At 59.2% G+C, this 18,079-nt stretch carries 19 protein-coding genes; 11 read left to right on the top strand and 8 right to left on the bottom strand.

Translation table 11 applies throughout. The features are described 5' to 3' along the window. Positions 1–696 precede the first annotated feature (696 nt). Entirely contained in the window at positions 697–1,536 is an 840-nt protein-coding gene (locus tag DVH23_RS17290) for a hypothetical protein (protein WP_114578707.1), read from the bottom strand. 71 nt (positions 1,537–1,607) lie between these two features. On the opposite strand from DVH23_RS17290, the gene DVH23_RS17285 reads away from it, so the two are divergent. Next, positions 1,608–2,045, top strand: coding sequence for a hypothetical protein (locus DVH23_RS17285; RefSeq protein WP_157972466.1), 438 nt, complete (start codon positions 1,608–1,610; stop codon positions 2,043–2,045). A 591-nt stretch (positions 2,046–2,636) separates the two neighbouring features. Here the strand turns inward: DVH23_RS17285 and DVH23_RS17275 are convergent. Continuing rightward, positions 2,637–3,512, bottom strand: coding sequence for a helix-turn-helix domain-containing protein (locus tag DVH23_RS17275; RefSeq protein ID WP_114578666.1), 876 nt, complete (start codon positions 3,510–3,512; stop codon positions 2,637–2,639). Positions 3,513–3,782: 270 nt separating this feature from the next. Here DVH23_RS17275 and DVH23_RS17270 point away from each other — a divergent pair, with 270 nt between their 5' ends. From DVH23_RS17270 to DVH23_RS17245, 6 genes are all read left to right on the top strand, one after another. After that, positions 3,783–4,556: a CPBP family intramembrane glutamic endopeptidase gene (locus tag DVH23_RS17270; protein ID WP_114578665.1), complete on the top strand. Its 774-nt coding sequence runs from the start codon at positions 3,783–3,785 to the stop codon at positions 4,554–4,556. A 58-nt stretch (positions 4,557–4,614) separates the two neighbouring features. Further along, positions 4,615–5,535, top strand: coding sequence for an ABC transporter ATP-binding protein (locus DVH23_RS17265; RefSeq protein WP_114578664.1), 921 nt, complete (start codon positions 4,615–4,617; stop codon positions 5,533–5,535). Then, complete coding sequence (locus DVH23_RS17260; protein WP_114578663.1) at positions 5,532–6,401, top strand: ABC transporter permease subunit; 870 nt, start codon at positions 5,532–5,534, stop codon at positions 6,399–6,401. The genes DVH23_RS17265 and DVH23_RS17260 overlap by 4 nt, the downstream gene beginning before the upstream one ends. A gap of 45 nt (positions 6,402–6,446) precedes the next feature. After that, positions 6,447–7,025: a flavodoxin domain-containing protein gene (locus DVH23_RS17255; protein WP_114578662.1), complete on the top strand. Its 579-nt coding sequence runs from the start codon at positions 6,447–6,449 to the stop codon at positions 7,023–7,025. A 226-nt stretch (positions 7,026–7,251) separates the two neighbouring features. Further along, positions 7,252–8,553: an MFS transporter gene (locus DVH23_RS17250; RefSeq protein ID WP_114578661.1), complete on the top strand. Its 1,302-nt coding sequence runs from the start codon at positions 7,252–7,254 to the stop codon at positions 8,551–8,553. Further along, on the top strand, positions 8,550–9,425 hold the full coding sequence (locus DVH23_RS17245) for a polymer-forming cytoskeletal protein (protein ID WP_114578660.1): 876 nt from the start codon (positions 8,550–8,552) through the stop codon (positions 9,423–9,425). The genes DVH23_RS17250 and DVH23_RS17245 overlap by 4 nt, the downstream gene beginning before the upstream one ends. A gap of 349 nt (positions 9,426–9,774) precedes the next feature. On the opposite strand, the gene DVH23_RS17240 is transcribed toward DVH23_RS17245, so the two are convergent. Beyond that, complete coding sequence (locus DVH23_RS17240; RefSeq protein WP_114578659.1) at positions 9,775–11,193, bottom strand: cytochrome P450; 1,419 nt, start codon at positions 11,191–11,193, stop codon at positions 9,775–9,777. A gap of 39 nt (positions 11,194–11,232) precedes the next feature. Between DVH23_RS17240 and DVH23_RS17235 the strand changes: the two genes are divergently transcribed. The 4 genes from DVH23_RS17235 (at position 11,233) to DVH23_RS25290 (ending at position 14,063) form a co-directional block, all read left to right on the top strand. Next, the gene (locus DVH23_RS17235) at positions 11,233–11,889 is read left to right on the top strand and encodes a helix-turn-helix domain-containing protein (protein ID WP_198667979.1); all 657 of its coding nucleotides are present in this window, start codon (positions 11,233–11,235) and stop codon (positions 11,887–11,889) included. A gap of 239 nt (positions 11,890–12,128) precedes the next feature. Then, positions 12,129–13,364, top strand: a complete 1,236-nt coding sequence (locus DVH23_RS17230; protein ID WP_198667978.1) for an asparaginase — start codon at positions 12,129–12,131, stop codon at positions 13,362–13,364. A gap of 106 nt (positions 13,365–13,470) precedes the next feature. After that, entirely contained in the window at positions 13,471–13,818 is a 348-nt protein-coding gene (locus DVH23_RS23740; protein WP_157972465.1) for a hypothetical protein, read from the top strand. 14 nt (positions 13,819–13,832) lie between these two features. After that, the gene (locus DVH23_RS25290) at positions 13,833–14,063 is read left to right on the top strand and encodes a DUF6788 family protein (protein WP_394342641.1); all 231 of its coding nucleotides are present in this window, start codon (positions 13,833–13,835) and stop codon (positions 14,061–14,063) included. 179 nt (positions 14,064–14,242) lie between these two features. On the opposite strand, the gene DVH23_RS23735 is transcribed toward DVH23_RS25290, so the two are convergent. From DVH23_RS23735 to DVH23_RS17205, 5 genes are all read right to left on the bottom strand, one after another. Then, on the bottom strand, positions 14,243–14,665 hold the full coding sequence (locus DVH23_RS23735; protein ID WP_157972464.1) for a hypothetical protein: 423 nt from the start codon (positions 14,663–14,665) through the stop codon (positions 14,243–14,245). A 403-nt stretch (positions 14,666–15,068) separates the two neighbouring features. Further along, entirely contained in the window at positions 15,069–15,545 is a 477-nt protein-coding gene (locus tag DVH23_RS24355; protein WP_198667977.1) for a hypothetical protein, read from the bottom strand. Positions 15,546–15,571: 26 nt separating this feature from the next. After that, positions 15,572–15,952 (bottom strand): acyl-CoA thioester hydrolase/BAAT C-terminal domain-containing protein, encoded by a 381-nt coding sequence (locus tag DVH23_RS25285; RefSeq protein WP_114578655.1) that lies wholly within the window; start codon positions 15,950–15,952, stop codon positions 15,572–15,574. Beyond that, positions 15,949–16,725, bottom strand: coding sequence for an acyl-CoA thioesterase/BAAT N-terminal domain-containing protein (locus tag DVH23_RS17210; RefSeq protein ID WP_114578654.1), 777 nt, complete (start codon positions 16,723–16,725; stop codon positions 15,949–15,951). The genes DVH23_RS25285 and DVH23_RS17210 overlap by 4 nt, the downstream gene beginning before the upstream one ends. After that, the gene (locus DVH23_RS17205; protein WP_255565269.1) at positions 16,722–18,017 is read right to left on the bottom strand and encodes an acyl-CoA thioester hydrolase/BAAT C-terminal domain-containing protein; all 1,296 of its coding nucleotides are present in this window, start codon (positions 18,015–18,017) and stop codon (positions 16,722–16,724) included. The genes DVH23_RS17210 and DVH23_RS17205 overlap by 4 nt, the downstream gene beginning before the upstream one ends. Positions 18,018–18,079 lie beyond the last annotated feature (62 nt).

The raw sequence follows: 18,079 nt of genomic DNA, 5'->3' as shown, positions 1-18,079 counted from the left end.
GAGATCGCTATCTGAGCCCATTTGGACGCCAACGTGAGGGTGTGACGTCGTGGGTGGCTTCATCGCTCCCCTCGCTATCGTGATGGTATCGGACGACGGTAGCCCATTCGTCCTCAGCGGAATCAGTTCGGTACTCGAATTGAACGACAAAGCGCGTGACCGTTCCACGGTCGGTATCGATCCCGAACCGTCGCCGTGAGCGACCGTCAACTACCACCTCAATGTCTTTATCGTACTCTCGAGGATCGGCAACCATTGGTCACTCTCGTTTTCTATCCGTTATGTGGTTAACTCTCTGTCGAGAGATCTATAACCGTATCAACCTAATAGAGACAAGTATGAGCCAAGAATCGTCTACTGAAGATTCGCCCAGAGCAATGACTCCGACAAAAGTGGCAAACGATACAGCAGCTACGATACCGTGGGTTCTGGGAGAAACGGCATCCGCATATCGCTCGACAGGCCCAAAGAGTGCATTCAGTCGTTGCATGCAGGAAACAGCTTGTACGCAGCTATGACCGGTCACTCCATGAAGCTTGCTCTACAACCAACGATCTCACGTGGGAGTGACTTCGGGAGAGGTATTCGCTGAACTCTGCTCCGGTCTGCCGGCAGCCGAGGCCGTTCTCAAAATCGCTATATGCATGCGATACAGCGTCTCTCGATTGATTCTCGTAGTTCAGACTTGAAACCGCACTAGTATCCCTTCTGAGGTTCCCCTGCTTTCGACGGGATCGAAAGGAAAAGACGACCTAACAGGAGCACGCTACTAACCGTCAGCGCTCCAAAGATAACGATTTGAGGGAGAGGAACAGCTTGCCCGTCTCGGATCATGAAGAGAGCCATCGCCAGCACGGCCCCGCCGAGCGTGGCGACCTTTACGAGAAGGACGGCAGTGAACGCGTATCCATACGGACGACGTTTCCACAGCCAATATGCAGTGAGTACGAACGCAGGAATGATGATACCGAGATCGAACGAGTAGATTACGGACGTCGGAAGGCCGGCGTCGGCGATACTCGGCGGGACCGTTCCCGAACCGATCGCTGGAAGAATCTCCGATATCCAGAGAACGGCGGTTAGGATGGCCAACAGCAGGTGAAATCCGATATACGCTTGACGATGCGTCTCACCGATCGTTCGCTTCAGTGCAGTCGCCTCTAGGCGGACCATCCCGCCGACGAAGGTGAAGAGGGTCAGCCAGAGCAGCGTCGTATACACGAGGTATAGTTCGTTAAATGCCGTCATGAACGAGTACGAGGCGTAGGTATAGAGCAGGTAGCCGGTCACACCCAGCCAAACGACGTACCCCCGAAGCGATCCGCGGACGGCGAAATACAGCGAAATCCCCAGGGCGGGTACAGCGACGACCAGCGTCAACAGGTCCTGGCCGTAAACTTGCGGGAGGAGCGATGGTGCGTCGCGATAGAAGTCGGGGACGAACAGCCCCACCCCGGTTGCGACCATCGTCAGCAACAGCGTGGCGATCGATGCAAGGACGTACGGGCGTGGGACGGACACTTTAGATGGAGGCATCTGTTCTCTCATAGCCATTATTCGATCGTTCCCCTCGTACCTGTTACGCCGATCATGACATCAATCTACTAATGGAAGAGTCTCCTGTACCAGTCCTGCGGGTAAGAACGGGCTCGGGTTTTATCTCACACCTGCCTGAACACCTGGCGATGAATTCTCGGCATCTCCTCACAGCGGTTGGCGCCGGGATTACGACGTTCGTGGTGGTCGCCGTTCTAGTGATCAAACTTCTGGGGGTCGAGTTTTCCGCGATCGTCGGGGTCCCGCTCGGATTGCTGGCCGGGCTGGTCGTCATGATCGGGCTTGCGGTTTCGTTCGACAATCTGGACGTGAATGCCCGCCGAGCGGTGAGCGTGTACGGAACGTTCGGGCTCACGATACTGGTCATGTTCGCAACGAGGTATGTGAACCTTGGGCCGAGTCGCGACGTGTTGTCAATCCCGGTGATGGTCGGCGTCGGGATCGTAGCCGGCGTGGTGGTCTATGTCATCCCGTTGGTTCGGGAATGAAGTTCGACTCGTGAGTAGACGATAGCAGCGTCACACCCATCAGAGCCAACGCTAAACGGTATACCACTCGGTACTTCGTGTTCAATGGAAAACAGGAGTAGAGCCATTTAGTTTGGGTATAGGGTGTCATAGAACAGTTCGCAAGAGATTTGATTTCATTGGCGCTACAGGTGAATCTCGCGCTTGGTACAGGAAACTCACTTTTCAGAATTCGACGAACTAAGCCCATAGTCTTCTGGGTTATACTCATCGGTTGCTGAGAGAGCGAATAGCAGTCCGAACGAGACGAGTGTAATATAGAACATGTCCAACTGTAATGGGCCGACGGAAATGGAGTATTCTCCCGGACTAGATAATACGACTGTCGCTATCATGCCACAAAACCCGATAACTGGCCAGTGGTAGTGGTATATTTTGGTCCATATTCGAAGCCACCTCACCATATAATACTCGATGGCTGCGGTTGCTATAATCTCTTGGACGTTCAGTATGCATATACGCTGAACAAATAGAGGAAGCGAAAACCGGGATGTGAGAACTGTTGTATGACACTCTCTTGGGTAGTGGATACCCGAACCCGGGGTGCATGTTTCAGCGGTCAGTATAAGCTAGATCTTCTGCTGGAGTGTCGCGTACCCGTATCACCAAATCGGCACGAGCGTCGATTCTAATATGCCGGATTTCCGTTCTCACCACTGCCACGTCGTTCGGTCCGTCGAGGACGACGTCCCACGCCGACACGAGTTCGAACAGTTGCCAGATTGGGGTCGCCATCGTATCTACCGTCTCGTTCAGGCACTTCGAAATTACGTCGGGGTGGTGGAGGATCGCGATCGATACGGGGGCGGAAATCAATGTACCGCAGTACCGACAGTCACACACAAGGATGGCTGTCGCGGGGTCGGCGTCCTCACCCGTGACGAGTTCGGTTTCGATAGAGCCACCACAGCGTTGGCAAACGCCAACAAGTGCGGAGCCGTACTCGGCGCGCATTTGACGATCGGCCGCCTTCAGGGCCTCCAGCGAGTTTCGATCCGCAACGTGGGCTGGACGCAGGTCGTACCTGAGCAGCGTAAACCCGCACGAACGGCAGTCGACCGCGGCAAGTTGGCCGTCATACGTTGCTTCGGCGTCGGTTTCGGCGCAATACGGACAGTACGTCGAGACATCGACCGGCTCAAACTCGGGCTGGAGAGTGTACTCGTCGGCGTTCACCGATCGAACGACGCGACGACCCGTATCGGAGATGACGTATCCGTCGTCGGTGTGGTCGACGTATCGATCGGTGAGTTCGTGCAGGTGGTACGAAAACTGCGATGTACTGGCCACATCGACCGCGTTATATAACTCCGTGAAGGAAGATGGCGACCCATCGGCACTATCACGGAGCGTCCGCAGTATCTCAAGCCGAACGCTACTCGCTAATACGGAAAACGCGTCTTCGGTGTCCGAAAGATCCGATTCCACTGGAGACGACTAGAACGGACATCACGAAGCGTTTTCGGTGTGGGGCGACCGGTCCCCCAGTCCGCCGATTCGTGTCAACTTCGTATCTCAAACCCGGTGACGTGATGTCTTTGACAAAACATATTATTTCAAATACTTTTATCTGGTCCGTCCGGAACAGTACTGACAATGGCGAGCCCCCTGCGGTCGTGGATCGACGATCATCCAGTCATAGCGTTTGTCGTGGGCGCATAAGCCTACACGTGGCTTGTATCGGCACCGGCCGCATTCATGCAAGAGAATTGGACGCCGTGGATTCTCATCTACGTCGGCAGCTTCGGGCCGCCAGTGAGTGCCGCGGTGGTAACGTGGCTGCGAGACGACAATGTCAGGGCCTGGGCGCGCCAGACCGTTCGGTGGCGAGTCGGCTGGCGGTGGTGGGCCGCGGCCTTCGGTGTCCCGCTAGTCATCGTTGGGATTACGACGGTCGCTCTCGTCGCAGTCGGCGGCCCGGTTGATCTCGATCAACCCCTCCAGTCGTCCGTGCTGATCGCCGTCGTATTCATCTTCGGATTGACTGTCAGCGGCGGGTTGAACGAGGAACCAGGGTGGCGAGGGTTCGCACAACCCTACCTGAACGACCGGTACAGCGCGCTGACGGCGAGCCTCGTCATCGGTGTGGGCTGGGCAGGCTGGCACCTCCCGTATTTTGTCATCCCCATCGCCCCCCACTCCGGATTCACGCTTGCCAATCAGGTCGGGTGGTTCGTCGGAATCCTTCTGTTGTCGGTTCTCCTCGGGTGGGTCTACAACAATACAGGCAGTGTGCTACTCGCGATGGTCCTGCATGGGATGGCGAACACCGCCGACATACTCCTGCCACTTGCGCCGGATCTGCTCGTCGTCGATGGGGTCATCGACGAAACCGCGATAGCAACGGTCACCGCAACACAGGTAACGGTACAACTCCTCGTCGTCATCGCCATCGTCGCGTACTTCGGCCGAGAATCTCTCGCTCGCGGGGAAATTCGGGGAACAGCCTACATCCGAGGGGTGGCTCGATGAGTGTGAACGCGATGGTCCGGCAACGCACCGACACGCGACCTACGGAGACACTGTAATCATGGCTGCAATCGAAATCAACGAACTCACGAAGCGATTCGGCGACGTCGTCGCTGTCGACGACCTCGATCTCACCGTCGAAAACGGCGAAATCTTCGGCTTCCTCGGCCCCAACGGCGCCGGGAAGTCGACGACGATCGACATCCTCCTGGACTTCATCCGCCCGACCGGGGGGAGCGTGACGGTACTCGGTCATGACGCCCAGTCGGACGGGCAGGCTGTCCGGCGCCGCACGGGCGTCCTCCCGGACGCTTACCACGTCTACGACAGGCTCACGGGCCGCCAGCACCTCGAGTTCGCTCTCGAGTTAAAGGACGCCGACGAGGCGCCGGAGGCCCTCCTCGAGCGCGTCAGAATTGCTGACGCCGCCGACCGCAAGGCCGGTGGGTACTCAAAAGGAATGCGCCAGCGGCTCGTCCTCGCGATGGCGCTGGCCGGCGATCCGGACCTGCTCGTACTGGACGAACCATCGACGGGCCTCGATCCCAACGGTGCCCGGGAGATACGTGAGATCATCCGCGAGGAGAACGCCCGTGGAACGACGGTCTTCTTTTCCAGCCACGTGATGGAACAGGTCGAAGCGGTCTGTGATCGCGTCGCGATCATCAATCGGGGACAACTGGTGGCCGTCGACACCATCGACGGTCTTCGGGACGCCACCGAGGGTGGTGAGACGCTGTACGTGTACTTCACCGAGTTCGACGATGGGGTCGCAGAACGAGTCGCGATGCTCGACGGCGTGGGGAGCGCCTCGATCCAGGAGGACCGTCTCCGCGTGACGGTCGCCGACGGGTCGAAGTTCGCCGTTCTCCACGCCATCGACTCGGAGGTCGCCCCGATCCAGGACTTCTCGGTCGTCGAATCCTCGCTCGAGGATCTGTTCGTCCAGTACACGAACGACCAACAGGAGGTCCGGACATGACCTGGCTGGCCGTCGCGAAGAAGGACTTCCGGGACGCCGTGCAGTCGCGAGCGCTGTGGGCGCTGGTCGCCGTGTTCGTACTGCTTTCGATGCTCTCGACGTACGCCTTCGTAGAGGTCCCCGAGATGTTCGGCGAGCCGGGCGGCGCGACCTTCGACGGACTGATCCTGTTTACGGTGGGACTCACCGGCCTGTTCGTCCCGCTGGCTGCGATCGTCGTCTGTTACAAGTCCCTCGCCGGCGAGCGCGAACTCGGGAGCATCAAGCTCCTGCTCTCGCTGCCAACGAACCGGCGAGACGTCTTCGTCGGGAAGGTGCTCGGTCGCGCGGCCGTCATTATCGTCGGGTTAGGTGTCGGTCTCCTCGTCGGAGTCGGGTTCGGCGCCCTGCTACTCGATGGAATCGACATCATTTCGGCCCTGATTTTCGTGCTCGTGACGCTGGTGTTTGCGGGTATCTATGCGGAGATCATGGTTAGTATCTCCGCGACGACCGGCTCTACGTCCCGCGCGACAACCCTGGCATTGGGCTTTTTCGTCGTCTTCGAACTGTTCTGGGACGTCGTTCCGATGGCGGTTCTCTACGTCGTCGAAGGGTTCCGACTCCCCACACAGATGCCCGACTGGGTGTTCCCGGTCATGCAACTGTCTCCGTCGACAGCGTACTTCTCGTCGGTCACCGCACTGCTCCCCGGCCTGACGGACACCCCGGGCAATGTGGGTGGGACGTCGGCCGGCGTTGAGGTGAGCGTCACCGACGCCGACCCGTTCTACCTCAGCCCGGAGATCGGCCTCATCGTGTTGTTGGTCTGGCTGATCATCCCGCTGGTCGTCGGCTACTGGCGGTTCGAATCGTCGGACCTCTGACCGGGTCGGAGCAACTCTTTTCGATCCAGCACCGATATCCTTCGCATGGCATCAATTCTCGTGGCCTACGGAACGGGCGAAGGTCAAACAGCGAAGATTGCCAGCCGGATCGCCGACGTATTGGGCGACCGCGGTCACGATCCGACCGTAGTCGACGTCGCAGACAAGGAGGCTTCGATCGACGTTGGATCTCACGACGCGGTGCTGGTGGGCTCGTCAATCCATGTCGGGAAACACGGATCCACGATCCGGGACTTCGTGAACGATCGCCGCGACGAACTCGATGCGTGTCCGTCGGGCTTCTTCCAAGTGTCGCTCTCGTCGGCGACCGACGATTTGGAGCGCCGCGCGGAGGCCGCGGGCTACGTCGACGCCTTCGTCGAGGAGACGGACTGGAATCCGGAGCGGATCGGTCTCTTTGGTGGTGCCCTTCGATACTCGAAGTACGGATTTCTCAAACGCCTGATGATGAAGCAGATTGCGAGGGAAGCCACCGGCGACATAGACACATCCCGGGATTACGAGTACACTGACTGGGCAGAGGTCGAGGCGTTCGCAACCGACTTCGCCGCGTTCGTCGAAGGGCGCCTCGGTATCGCTCCACCAGCCGTGAAGGATCGTTAGGCAGAATCGTGGCTACTCCGGACTCGAATGATTCTCGTAGGGCACTATATCGAGGGTTCGCGGAGCAATCAATCGAAAGGATGTGTAGACAGAGGCGAATATCAAATAGTTGATGTGCTTCCATAATCCTCGAATACTCGCCCGAACAGGGATACGAGAGCGCTCTTCTGCGGAAACACTTCTTTAGGAAGGCCGTCGTACACCGGTCCACGAAATAGCTCAAAGTATGCGCCTGTTCACTCACCTGCGTGAACGCCAGTGGCCGATCGTCTTCGGTTACCTTCTGTTCGTCGCCCTCATGGTCGCCGGGTACTACTACAACATTACCTTCATCCAGTTGGGGCTTATCGATCTGGGAACACGTCTCGTCGGCATGTCAGAGACCGCGGTTTCTGCGTGGATGGCGGGCCTCGCGCTGTGTACGCTCGTCGTTGCGATCGTCACCGGCGTAACGATGGACCGCCGCGGGTGGAGCACTGACCTCCGGACGAAGTTCCGCCTGCTGTTGGGCGTCGTCATCGCCCAGTTCCTCCTCACGCTCGTCGCGCCGTTGATCCGGACCGTCCCTGTCTTTGGATCGTGGATCGTTGCGGCCTCCATCAGCCTCGGTGTCGGTTTCCCCGTCTCGTTCTCGCTGGCCGTTGATCTCGTTCCTGTTCAGGATCGGGGCTACGTAGCAGCTGCCATCACGGCGATCGCGTACTTCGCCGCGAACGCGTATCCGCTCGCGTGGTCGATCGACGTCTTCAGCCGACTGATGGTCATCGCGATGGTGCCGGGGATCGTAGCGCTGGGCGTGCTTGTCTCCGGCCGAGTAGCGTTCGTCGAGGGGATTCTCACGGATCTCGACGATCGGCACCACGAAATCGGTCCTGGCCGGTTCTGTCGCCCCGACCCCATCCGGACCTATAGTCTCGTCTTCGCCGTGCCCGTCGTATTGATGTTCGGCGTGTTCTTCGTGGACAGCCTCGGCTTCCTCCGTATCATCGATACACCCGCACTTCTCCTCAGTTCGTGGCAGTCCCCAGAGTTCTCGACGCGACTGCTTATCGCAGTTGCACACGTTATCGGCGCAGTGATGGCCGGCGTCATCTACGCCAACTTCAGCCTCTACCGGCTGTTCCTGTGGACGTTCACGCTATTCGCGCTCACACACGTCCTCTACACCTCCGATATCCGGGTCGCCACGATGTTTCCGGCACTTGCCCAGGAGACAACGTCGCCGTTCAATCCCATGCTGTACGCGGTAGCGGTGAGCTTCTACACGACGCTCAACTTCGCATTGTGGCCCGATCTCTCGACCGCCAAGACGATCGGGACGCGCTCCGCAATCGGGATCGGTGTCGCCGGATGGCTCGCGACCTTCCTCAGTACAGCCCTCGCCCTGTACTTTCAGGCGGCCGAGTTGACGCTTCTGTCGCACCTAAACGTCGTTCAAGCGCTCGCGCTCCTCCTGCTGTTCGGGCTCGCGGTCGGCCTCTACGTCCGTCGAATGATCGCGATCGCCAGGGAGGGATCTGTCGCATGAACCCGACCGAGGTCATTCCGCTGTTGATCGTCGTGTTGCTCCTCCTCTCGATCGGCGGCGCGGATACCGATCAGATGGAGGTGACCTTTCAGGGTGACCACGACATTGAGGAAATCGACGGTGTCCTGGTCGTCGCCGGCGGAACGACGACCGTTCCCAACGGCGAGTCCATCGCGGGCGACGTCTACGTGATCGGGGGGACGACGCGGATCGACGGCGAGGTCGACGGCAATGTAACGCTGCTGGCTGGCAATTTGTCGGTATCCAGTAACGGAGCCGTCACTGGCACGGTACAGACGATCGCTGGGGAGTCGTCGATTGCCGGCGGTGCGTCCGTCGGCGAGGTCTCGATATTCGATCCGCAGGCGACCTCGGACTCGCTCGCAAGGCATGTCGGTACGTTTCTCGTTCAGTTCCTCGGCCTGTCGGTCGTCGGGTGGTGGCTCGTCGGGCGGCATCCGGCGCTGCTCAAGAACGTCAGCCACTCGATCACGGATCACACGATCGTCAGCGGCGTCGTCGGCGCGCTGGCCGGTACGACGCTGCTCGTCTTGTTCGTCTACATGGCGTTCACGCTCATCCTGCTCCCGCTCAGTATCGTCGGTCTCGGTGGCCTACTGACGGTCGCTCTGTACGGGCAGCTCGTCTTCGGATACCTAATCGGGACCCGATTGCCGGTCGACCGTGCCGACCTCGCGACGACCGCCGGGATCGGAGCGTTCCTCGTCGTCATTGAGGTCCTCGGAGCGATCCCGTACCTGGGGGCTACCGTCCAGTTTGGGCTGGTCATGATCGGCCTCGGTGCCGTCCTGAACACGTATTTCGGACTGCAGCGATTCGAGCCTGTGACGATCCCGGGAGATGATGGGTAATGGACTCTCCCACTGCGAGGAGCAAGGACGGCGGCCCGTAAAGAGACGAGCCGTTCGACGGTCGCTAGGGCGCCGATCCATCCCAGACACCCTGGGAATGCTCCGTGCAGTAGTGACAGCTAGGGAGGAGCAGCCTTTTGTTCAGAAGTCGTGGAAGAGTTAGTAACACTCTGGAGCGGCTGGGACTCTCACCACTGTCACAACAGTCGTGACGATCGTGACGCCCTGAATCACATCCTTGCCTATTCGAACGAGAGACCTGAGAACAAGCGCACCAACGATCACTCCTGAACCAAGCCGTCCATCAAGCGAACTCCACATCTCGCCGCGGAGGGGTCTGTACGGTCCGCTATCGCCGGGATAGGCGCAGTTCAACTGGCTCGGCTGGTAGGGCGTTCGCGCTCGCGGTCAGGTCAAGCGGCGCGTCGGTCAGCGACTCGACCGTGAATTCGTTGGCAAGCGTCGCAACGACGAGCCGGGCTTCCATCCGGGCAAAGCGCATCCCGATGCAGTGGCGCGGACCACCGCCAAAGGGATAATGAGCGTACTCTGGGCGGTCGTCCCCCCCACCTGCCCAGCGTTCGGGTCGGAATTCCAGCGGGGCGTCGTACCATCGCTCGTCGCGGTGGACGATCCACTGTGGGAGTGACACGACCGCCCCTTCCGGGATGGTGTAGCCGCCGACTTCGGTGTCCACGGCCGGCTCGCGGAACGTCGTCCACACCGGCGGGTAGAGACGCATCGCCTCTTCGACGACCTGCTCGGTATAGTCCAGTTCGGGGAGGATGGCCGCTGTCGGGGAGTCGTCACCAAGCACCTCGTCAAGTTCGGCGTGGAGTCGCTCCTGGGTGTCGGGATGGTGGCCGAGCAGGAACAACGTGTACGTGAGCGTGAGTGCGGTCGTCTCGTGACCTGCAAAGAGGAAGGTTGCCATGTTGTCTCGAAGAGTTTCGTCGTCCATCCCGTCGCCATCGGTGGCCGCGACGAGCAAGGAGAGGAGGTCCGTACCCGACTTGTCGGCCGTGCGGCGCTCAGCGACGAGTTCCTCGATGAACTCTTGAAGAGCGGCCAGCGAGTGTTTGTACCGCCTGTTAACCGGCGTCGGGAGCCACTCGGGCAGGTATGCGCCAAGCCGGGACGTATCGAAGCGCTCGCGCGTAGCGGTGGCCGCCGCCCGAACCGGCGACTGCCGACCCCGGATGTCGATCCCAAACAGCGCCCGGGCTAGCACCGAGAGCGTGAGTTCAGTCATCGCATCGTGGATTTCGATGGTGTCGCCATCGTCCCACTCGTTGGCCATCGCCTCGGCGTGGGAAACCGCGACCGGCGCGTACGCTTCGATACGCTCGCGGTAGAAGGCCGGTTGGGCGGTGGTCCGCTGTTCGCGCCAGTCGTCGCCCTCGGCAAGCAACATCCCCTCGCCGAACGCTGAGCCGATCTGGCGCTGTTGCATCTCTCCTTTGACGAACCGCGGCGCGTCGGTCACGAGCACCTGCTCGACGTGATCGGGATGGGTGAGCAGATACGCTGTATCGCCCGCGACGCGGTAGCGAGCCACGTCGCCCTCGTACTCGTCCGCCAACCGCTCGTAAAAGCCGAAAACGTCGCGCGCCAGTGCGAACGTGTTGCCAACCCCGGGAAGCCCATCTGGCCCCGGTGGCTCGCGCCCAGCCCTCGTGGTCTCGCTCCCCGCGTCGTCGGTCGTCGCATCGGTCTCGGTCACCATATTTGATTGTGAGTCCAGCGCGTAATCGGCGTTCAGTCGCATCCACTAGTGTCTTTATTAGCAAGGTTACAATGTTCTAATGTGAAGTCGCTCCATCTTGTGCTCCAGTACGCGCCGGCTGCCCAGCACCCGATGCACCGATTCATGACCGAGAGCGACGCCATCGAGCGCGAATGGCTCGTCGCGTGGAACCTCACCGTCGAGACAAACATTACCTCCGCGCTGTTTTACGTCGTCGGCGAACGCGAATCGTACGAGGAGGAGGTCGCAGCGGTCGAAACCAACGAGGGCTACGACCTCACCCCCGTCCACGACGGGGCGTTCTATGCTTACGTCCGTGAGCGCGACACCGATCGATTCCGGCGCTTTCGCACGGCGTTCGAGCAGCCGTCGTTGATGGTGGTTCCACCGCTTGACTATCGCCCGAACGGCGTGCTGGCGTTCGATGTCGTGGGCGAACCCGCAGCGCTCGAAGCCATGCTTGACCAACTTCCCGAGGGGATTACGGCGGAGGTCCGTGAGGTCGGCGAGTACGACGCCCGGCCGAGGCAGTTTGCCGCTACCCTCACCGCCCGTCAGCGCGAGGCGGTGGCCGCAGCGCGTGACACCGGGTACTATCAAGTGCCCCGCGAAGGCAGCGTCGCGGACGTGGCTGAGGCCATAGGGTGTGCACCAAGTACGGCCTCGAACCACCTTCGGAAGGCCGAGTCACGGCTGGTCGAGCGCGCGTTCCGATAACAGACATGTCGAGACAGCGGTGATCGAGAACTAATCTTCAGTATGAGGTGTTGGTCCTTACAACTTCTTTCCTAGATTTGGTTGACCATAGAGAAATTATACTCCGACATAGATCGCAATGACCGATGTACCAGTATATTATGAAAAACATCGCCATGAGACTGTTCTATTCAGATTCAAGGGTATATATGGATTCCATCTCTTGGTAGGGAACGCTTAACACAAAGAAACATACATCCATGTTTGTCCCCGAAAGGGGAGAAATAATGACTGGTGGAAAGCGATTACGTGGACAAGAAGGTAGCTTGATGCCGAATAGAAGACAGTTCTTACAATTAACTGGTGCGGCTGGCACCGGTCTGGTAGCAGGAAGCAGTGCTGTAAGTGCCGACGGAGTCGGGAGTACGACACTTGCAGAGGACGACGAACTCCCAGAAGTACGGGTCGTCGGTACGGGTGGCACGATTGCAAGTACGCAAGAAGCTGCTGGCGACGGCGGATACTCGCTCGCAGAACAAGCAGAAGCAATCGTAAACGCAGTCCCGATTCTAGACGAATTCGCCGAGATTTCGTTCGATCAACCCGTTCAAAAGCCGAGTCCGTATTTGACCGCCGAGGACTTTGTCTCGATCTCACGGGCGATCATGAGTGCCGAGGATGATGGAGTAGACGGCGTGATCGTCACGCATGGCACTGATGCGATCGAAGAGGATGCGTTCTTCCAAGATCTCGTCCTCAATCTCGACATTCCCGTTGCATTCGTCGGAGCAATGCGTCCAGCGGACGCCGTCAGCGCCGATGGACCGGCAAACCTCCTCTCGGCCGTGCGGATGTGTACACGCGAAGAGTTCCATCTCCAGGACGAACCCAGCGGCGTCTACTTGGTGATGAACAATACGATTCACGCCGCACGTGACGTCCGGAAATCACACACGAAGATGGCCGATACGTTCGAATCCGGGCCAGCAGGGCCAATCGGGATCCTCTCCGATAGTGAAATCGTGCTCTATCGAGAACCCGGAAGCTATACCGTAAACCTTCCCTGCGATAATCTCGACGCAGTACCGGAGAAAACGGTCCCGATTGCCGACACTGGTGCAGGGTATGGGACGTATCTCTTCGACCAAGCGATTGCGGGCGAGTACGATGTTGACGGGATTGTCATTCAGACGACCGGCAACGGTGGTGTCCAACCCGCGATCTCGGAAGCAGTCGATGAGGCTCTCGAAGCAGGAATCCCAGTCGCTGAAAGCACTCGTGTGTATTGGGGTCCAATGAGTTCTGGGCCGACTCCTGACGACGAGGAGTGGTCGGCGATCACGACCGAAGACATCGCACCGTGGAACGCACGGCTACTGACGATGGCGGCGCTTGCGGCGTCAGAGGGTGACGATGAGTCCGGAATCGAGACCATTCGACACGCAGTGTATGAAAGTAAGTATGGGAACGAAGCTATGAGGCCGTCAGCACTCTAATAGCACCCCTAATATAGAGTTACAGCGAAATCATCCAATCAATCCACATGGCAAGATAGAGAAACCCGGCAAAAGAACTACAACTGGAAGGTGACACAGGGTTCACATGGACACGTACCTCCTGTTCCTGCTGGTCGTAGGTTCCGTGGTAGCCGGGTTGGTCGGTGGACTAATATACCGTGATGCATCCAATCGAAACCTTGCTCACAGCAGGACCTGGGCGCTTTCAGCAGGTGGCCTCTCAGGGATCGCGATGATCGTCGCTGCACGGTTTCCTCATCACGTTTCGTTCACACTCCGAAAGATGGTTTCTGAAAACGAACAGATTACTATTGCCCCATTTGAGGTCCCGCTCACCGGCCTTGTCTTGGGGCTTATACTCGCCCTTCTCATTGTCGCTACCTACCGACTCAGTACGAGCACCCGCTCCACTACGAGGGCAGGACGAAGCTGAAGACGGGTCTTCGAGTGTGGAGTCCCGAGTCAGACGTCGATTTATGCAGCCGACCGAATCTATGCACACTCGACGTCGTCGAGGAGGGGTCCAGCGGCACGGTCTATCACGAGTATCGGACCTGTGGCGACGACACCTGTCAATGCATGACTGGAGGCCCGAAACACGGTCCGTACTCATATCGAGCGTATCGTGACGGTGATACCGTTCGCCAGGAGTATCTTGGCAAGGCCGAGTCGGAGTGAGGCTTTGTTTCTTTCGACACACGCTGTACTCTACGATCGTCAGTCGAAGATTCCGGTCTTTGATACAGCGGAAACGCGGTGTCCACGGATTGGTCTGAATTAAGGAGCATAGAAGCCTGTATCATCAGCCTATTATTGGAGTTCTCGAGTGATCGCCACTAGTCCGAGAACAACCACGATCACGGTCCCATTGGTGACCAGGACCGAGTGTCCGAACGCGAAAAGAGCAATAGCGGGACGCCGACGAGCACAATCGGCGTCACGGCGAGTCGGACGCTCGTCTCGAGAGAGCTTCTATCGTTGGTTTTTGACCCCGTCTCCGGAACGGCCACACCCGCCGTGTGGAGGCCATCGAGGGCTGCTGGAACTCTTTCCGCCGAAACGAGGAACGGCTCCGGTAACAGGAAGCGCTTCAGTGGGCTGAAGGTGTGGCCTTCGATCCGAATGAGTGCCATCGAACCCAGCGTGTGTATCGAAACCGATTCGACCCGCTTCAGGTCCACGGCTCGTTCCTGTCGTCCGGCGTTCTCGTAGCCCACCGTTAGCGAACGATCCCCGCCGTCGATTCGAACGTGCGGCCGGTCGTAGTTGTAGTAGCTCACGCTCCACAGAACCAACGCGAGGAACCCGCAGAGCCCCACAATACCGTTCGCGATCTGAGGACTGATCCAGAAACTACTCGCCAGAAAGCCGAGGGGGACGAGTATGAACAGGAACGCCCACCACCGTCGGCTCGAAGAGAGGGTAGCGAGTGCCAGACGGGTAGGCATCATCGTGAGTCCGCCAGTCTGTGGCTCGAACGTGACCGCGGAACGCTGGGGCGTGTGAGCAGTCATTGGCTCAACGAACTGCTTTTCCCGTAAACAGAGCGCCGTCTCCCGCTAAAACGCCTACCATCAGTTGGCTTCCGCAAGCGGTAGCACGTTTGTATGGGACAGATAGGCCTCTGCTTGCAAACCATAACGAGATTCATCCAGCGCACGCTATTTATTTTCTATCATATCTCTACTTGAAGATGGCTTGAGGAGCCTGGTCAGTCGAATGAGAAGGGAGGGTCTTCACCTCGTCTCGTTCGCTCGCAGTCAACCCAGGCGTTCGGTCGAATGCGTTGAACGCCTCTTGGACCATGTAAGCGGTGATCGCCGACACCATCTCTCCGTGTTCGATCTCGTCGAGAAGCTGGGCTGATCGCTCGCTTGCCCCAAGCATTCCGAACACCCAGAGGTTTGTGTCGAGGATCTTCACGCCTGTTCGAGACTCGTCGGCGAGTTTTTCGCGAGCCACTTCAATCGCATTGGAAACGTCCTCTTCGTCGACCCGCTGGCGAACCTCATCGAGTTGAGCATGGAGGTCATCATCGCCCATCGGGCCCTGTTCGGCGCGAGCAAATAACTGCTCGATGGGGAACGCGGCGACCGCTGGCTCGTTGTTTACCGTTCGGCGGATAGTCCTTGTCGGGGGTATTCGAGAGCGGTCGGCCACACATCTGCGTCGGCCTTGACCATCCCTCAGGGCGTTCCCTCGAAGACGTGGTGGCTCTTAGGTAGATACGGAGGAGTGATGAAGTGGCCTGCGTTGTCGTAGGTCAAGTGGGCGTACGCATATTCGAAGTCGGCCCGCTCCAACCGATCGATTGCCATCTCGGCAGTGCGACGTGCTGGCCAGATTGCGTCTTCGCCGCCCGAAATGAGTAGGACTGGGCCATCGATCCCTTCGACTGGAACTGTCGCTGCCTGCCGTTGGTCCTCGTCGGCAGCGTCTAACTGCCCCTCCAGTAGTGTCGGCTTCTCCTCACCAGAGATCGCAGGAACCGGGCCTCCATCGTCAACCCATGCGGGCGCACCGGTAGGAATGTCCCAGATGACGCCGCTTCCGACATAGGAAATCATTGACCCGACCCAGTTGCGGCGTGCCCCCAGTAGGAGGCCAACCTCTGGCCCCGAGAGTGGCCCACGAGGCCGATTCGTTCACCGATCACATCGGGCTGATGTCGGAGCCGGTCCGCAGCCTCGTCGAAATAGGAGAGTGGAATCCGTGTCAGTTCATCAGGAATCGTGTCATCCTCGCCAAAGTACCGAAGTGCAACGGCGATGAAGCCGTGAGCGGCAAGCAGTGCAGCCGAATAGGTCGGCAGCGTGCCGCCCGACCCGTGTAACACGAGCACGCCCGGATATGGTCCGGGGCCGGCCGGTTCGAAGACGACCCCTGAGAGATCCTCTTTACCGAACTGAGTTCGAGATACGCCCTCCGGGATCGCTCGAGTGATCGTTCGCTCAGCGTTTTGCTCTCCGGCCATTGCTTGGAAGCGGACTTCGGTGGGTTCTGGGGTCATCAGGGCCGTGACGAGTCGATCGGGATCGACGGACTCCCCCGACCAACACCAGCTCATGGATCGGACTCCCCCATAGGATCCTGACTCGGGTGCGTGTTTTGAGAGATCGACGATTCCGTCGTCCGGCGCTCGAAACGTCACCGTAGAGCGCCACTCGATCCTACCTTCGTCCTCCACCGCCGCCTCGAATTCGACGACTTCGTTCGGCGGTGCTCCCAGGATACGGACAGTAATTGGTTCGTCCGGTCTGGTACGCTCTGGAGCCTCAATCTCCAAGTCGCTAGCGTCCTCCGGTCCGTTCGACTGCCGCTGTGAGGTATCTTCCGTCATCGGTGACCTCGTTCGCAGTGATCGCTCGGCTCGCCGGTCGAGAGCTCCTCGTTCAAGAACCCAAGCACCCGGGGCCACGCAGCGGTCTGCGCATCAGCGTGGGCCGCGGGATCGCCGCCGTTTACTAGCCCTTCGTCGATGGGTCGCCACGTTGTTGGCCGATAAGGATACCCGATACAGTGACCGGCATCGTGATAGACCAGATGATCATACTTCCGGTCATACTGGAGGGCATCAAGTCTCGCGAGCGCCATGTTTCCGAAGGTCGGCGCCGGCCAGATCGCGTCGTCGCTCCCCGATAAGAAGAGCAAGGCGGCCTCGGTTTCCTCGATGGGAATCGTAGCCGCACGCCGTTGATCGGTACTCGCCGCTTCGAGCATCTGGATCCACATCTCCCGCTTGACTGGTGCACCGTCGACGTATCGGTCCCACGTCTCTGCCGGTTCTTCTCGGATGTCAATCCGCGGATGAGGTTCGCCGTCTACGGTCCACGGTGCAGTCTCGCCGCTCGAGAACACCAGGTTCGCTCCGGCATCCGAGACGACGGCATCAATCTCCTCATCGAGAGTTGCGAACAGTAAGGCGAGTTGACCACCCATTGAGGCGCCGTAGATCCCGAGCCCGTCGCCAGCGATCGCGTCTCGGTCGCGGAACCAGTCGGCCGCCCGATGAACGTATGATACGGGCACCCCAATTGGCCGGTCAGGGAGATCGAGCACCTCCAAATACTGGAGCGAAAACGCCGCAAATCCGTGGGACGCGAGCAGGGCTGCGGTCGTCTCCATCGGTCTCCCGCCCGATCCATGGAGCACCAAGACTCCGGGGTGGGGTCCGGCTACCTCCGGCTCGAACCACGAACCCTCGATCCCGGGCTCATCGACCGTATGTCGGGTCACGCCGGGATCACCGTGATGGATCGTAACCGACTCCGTGGCAGATCGGTCATCGGCTTCGGCCGTGAACGTGACATCGTGGCTCCCGAGCGGTGTGAATTCGAATCGATGCGGCTCACCGTCTTCGGTCGTCATCGACCAGATCGGACCCATCGAGTCCGCCCGGTCATAGCTTCCGCCCACGGGCGCGATTGATGCAAGGTCGACAACGCCCTCCTCATCGGCTTCGAAGGTCGCGGTCGTTGACCAGTCACGGACCCCATCCGATGTACTCGTGGTCAATGTCACATGATCGTGGGGTTCGATCCCAGTGATTCGGGGGACGAACCGCTCGTCAAGCCGTGTGGTGTTTGGAATGTCGATCCGAACTCGAGTTGAGGTTTGCTGATTGTTACCCATCGATTCATCGTCTTCGGTGGGGTTCGTGTCACCACCATGTGGATTTGGTGTCATTGGCAATC

Source organism: Saliphagus sp. LR7 (assembly GCF_003344565.1).
GTDB classification, from domain to species: domain Archaea; phylum Halobacteriota; class Halobacteria; order Halobacteriales; family Natrialbaceae; genus Saliphagus; species Saliphagus infecundisoli.
Note: the sequence above shows the minus strand (reverse complement) of the source record. Positions and strands in the feature narration are given on the sequence as shown.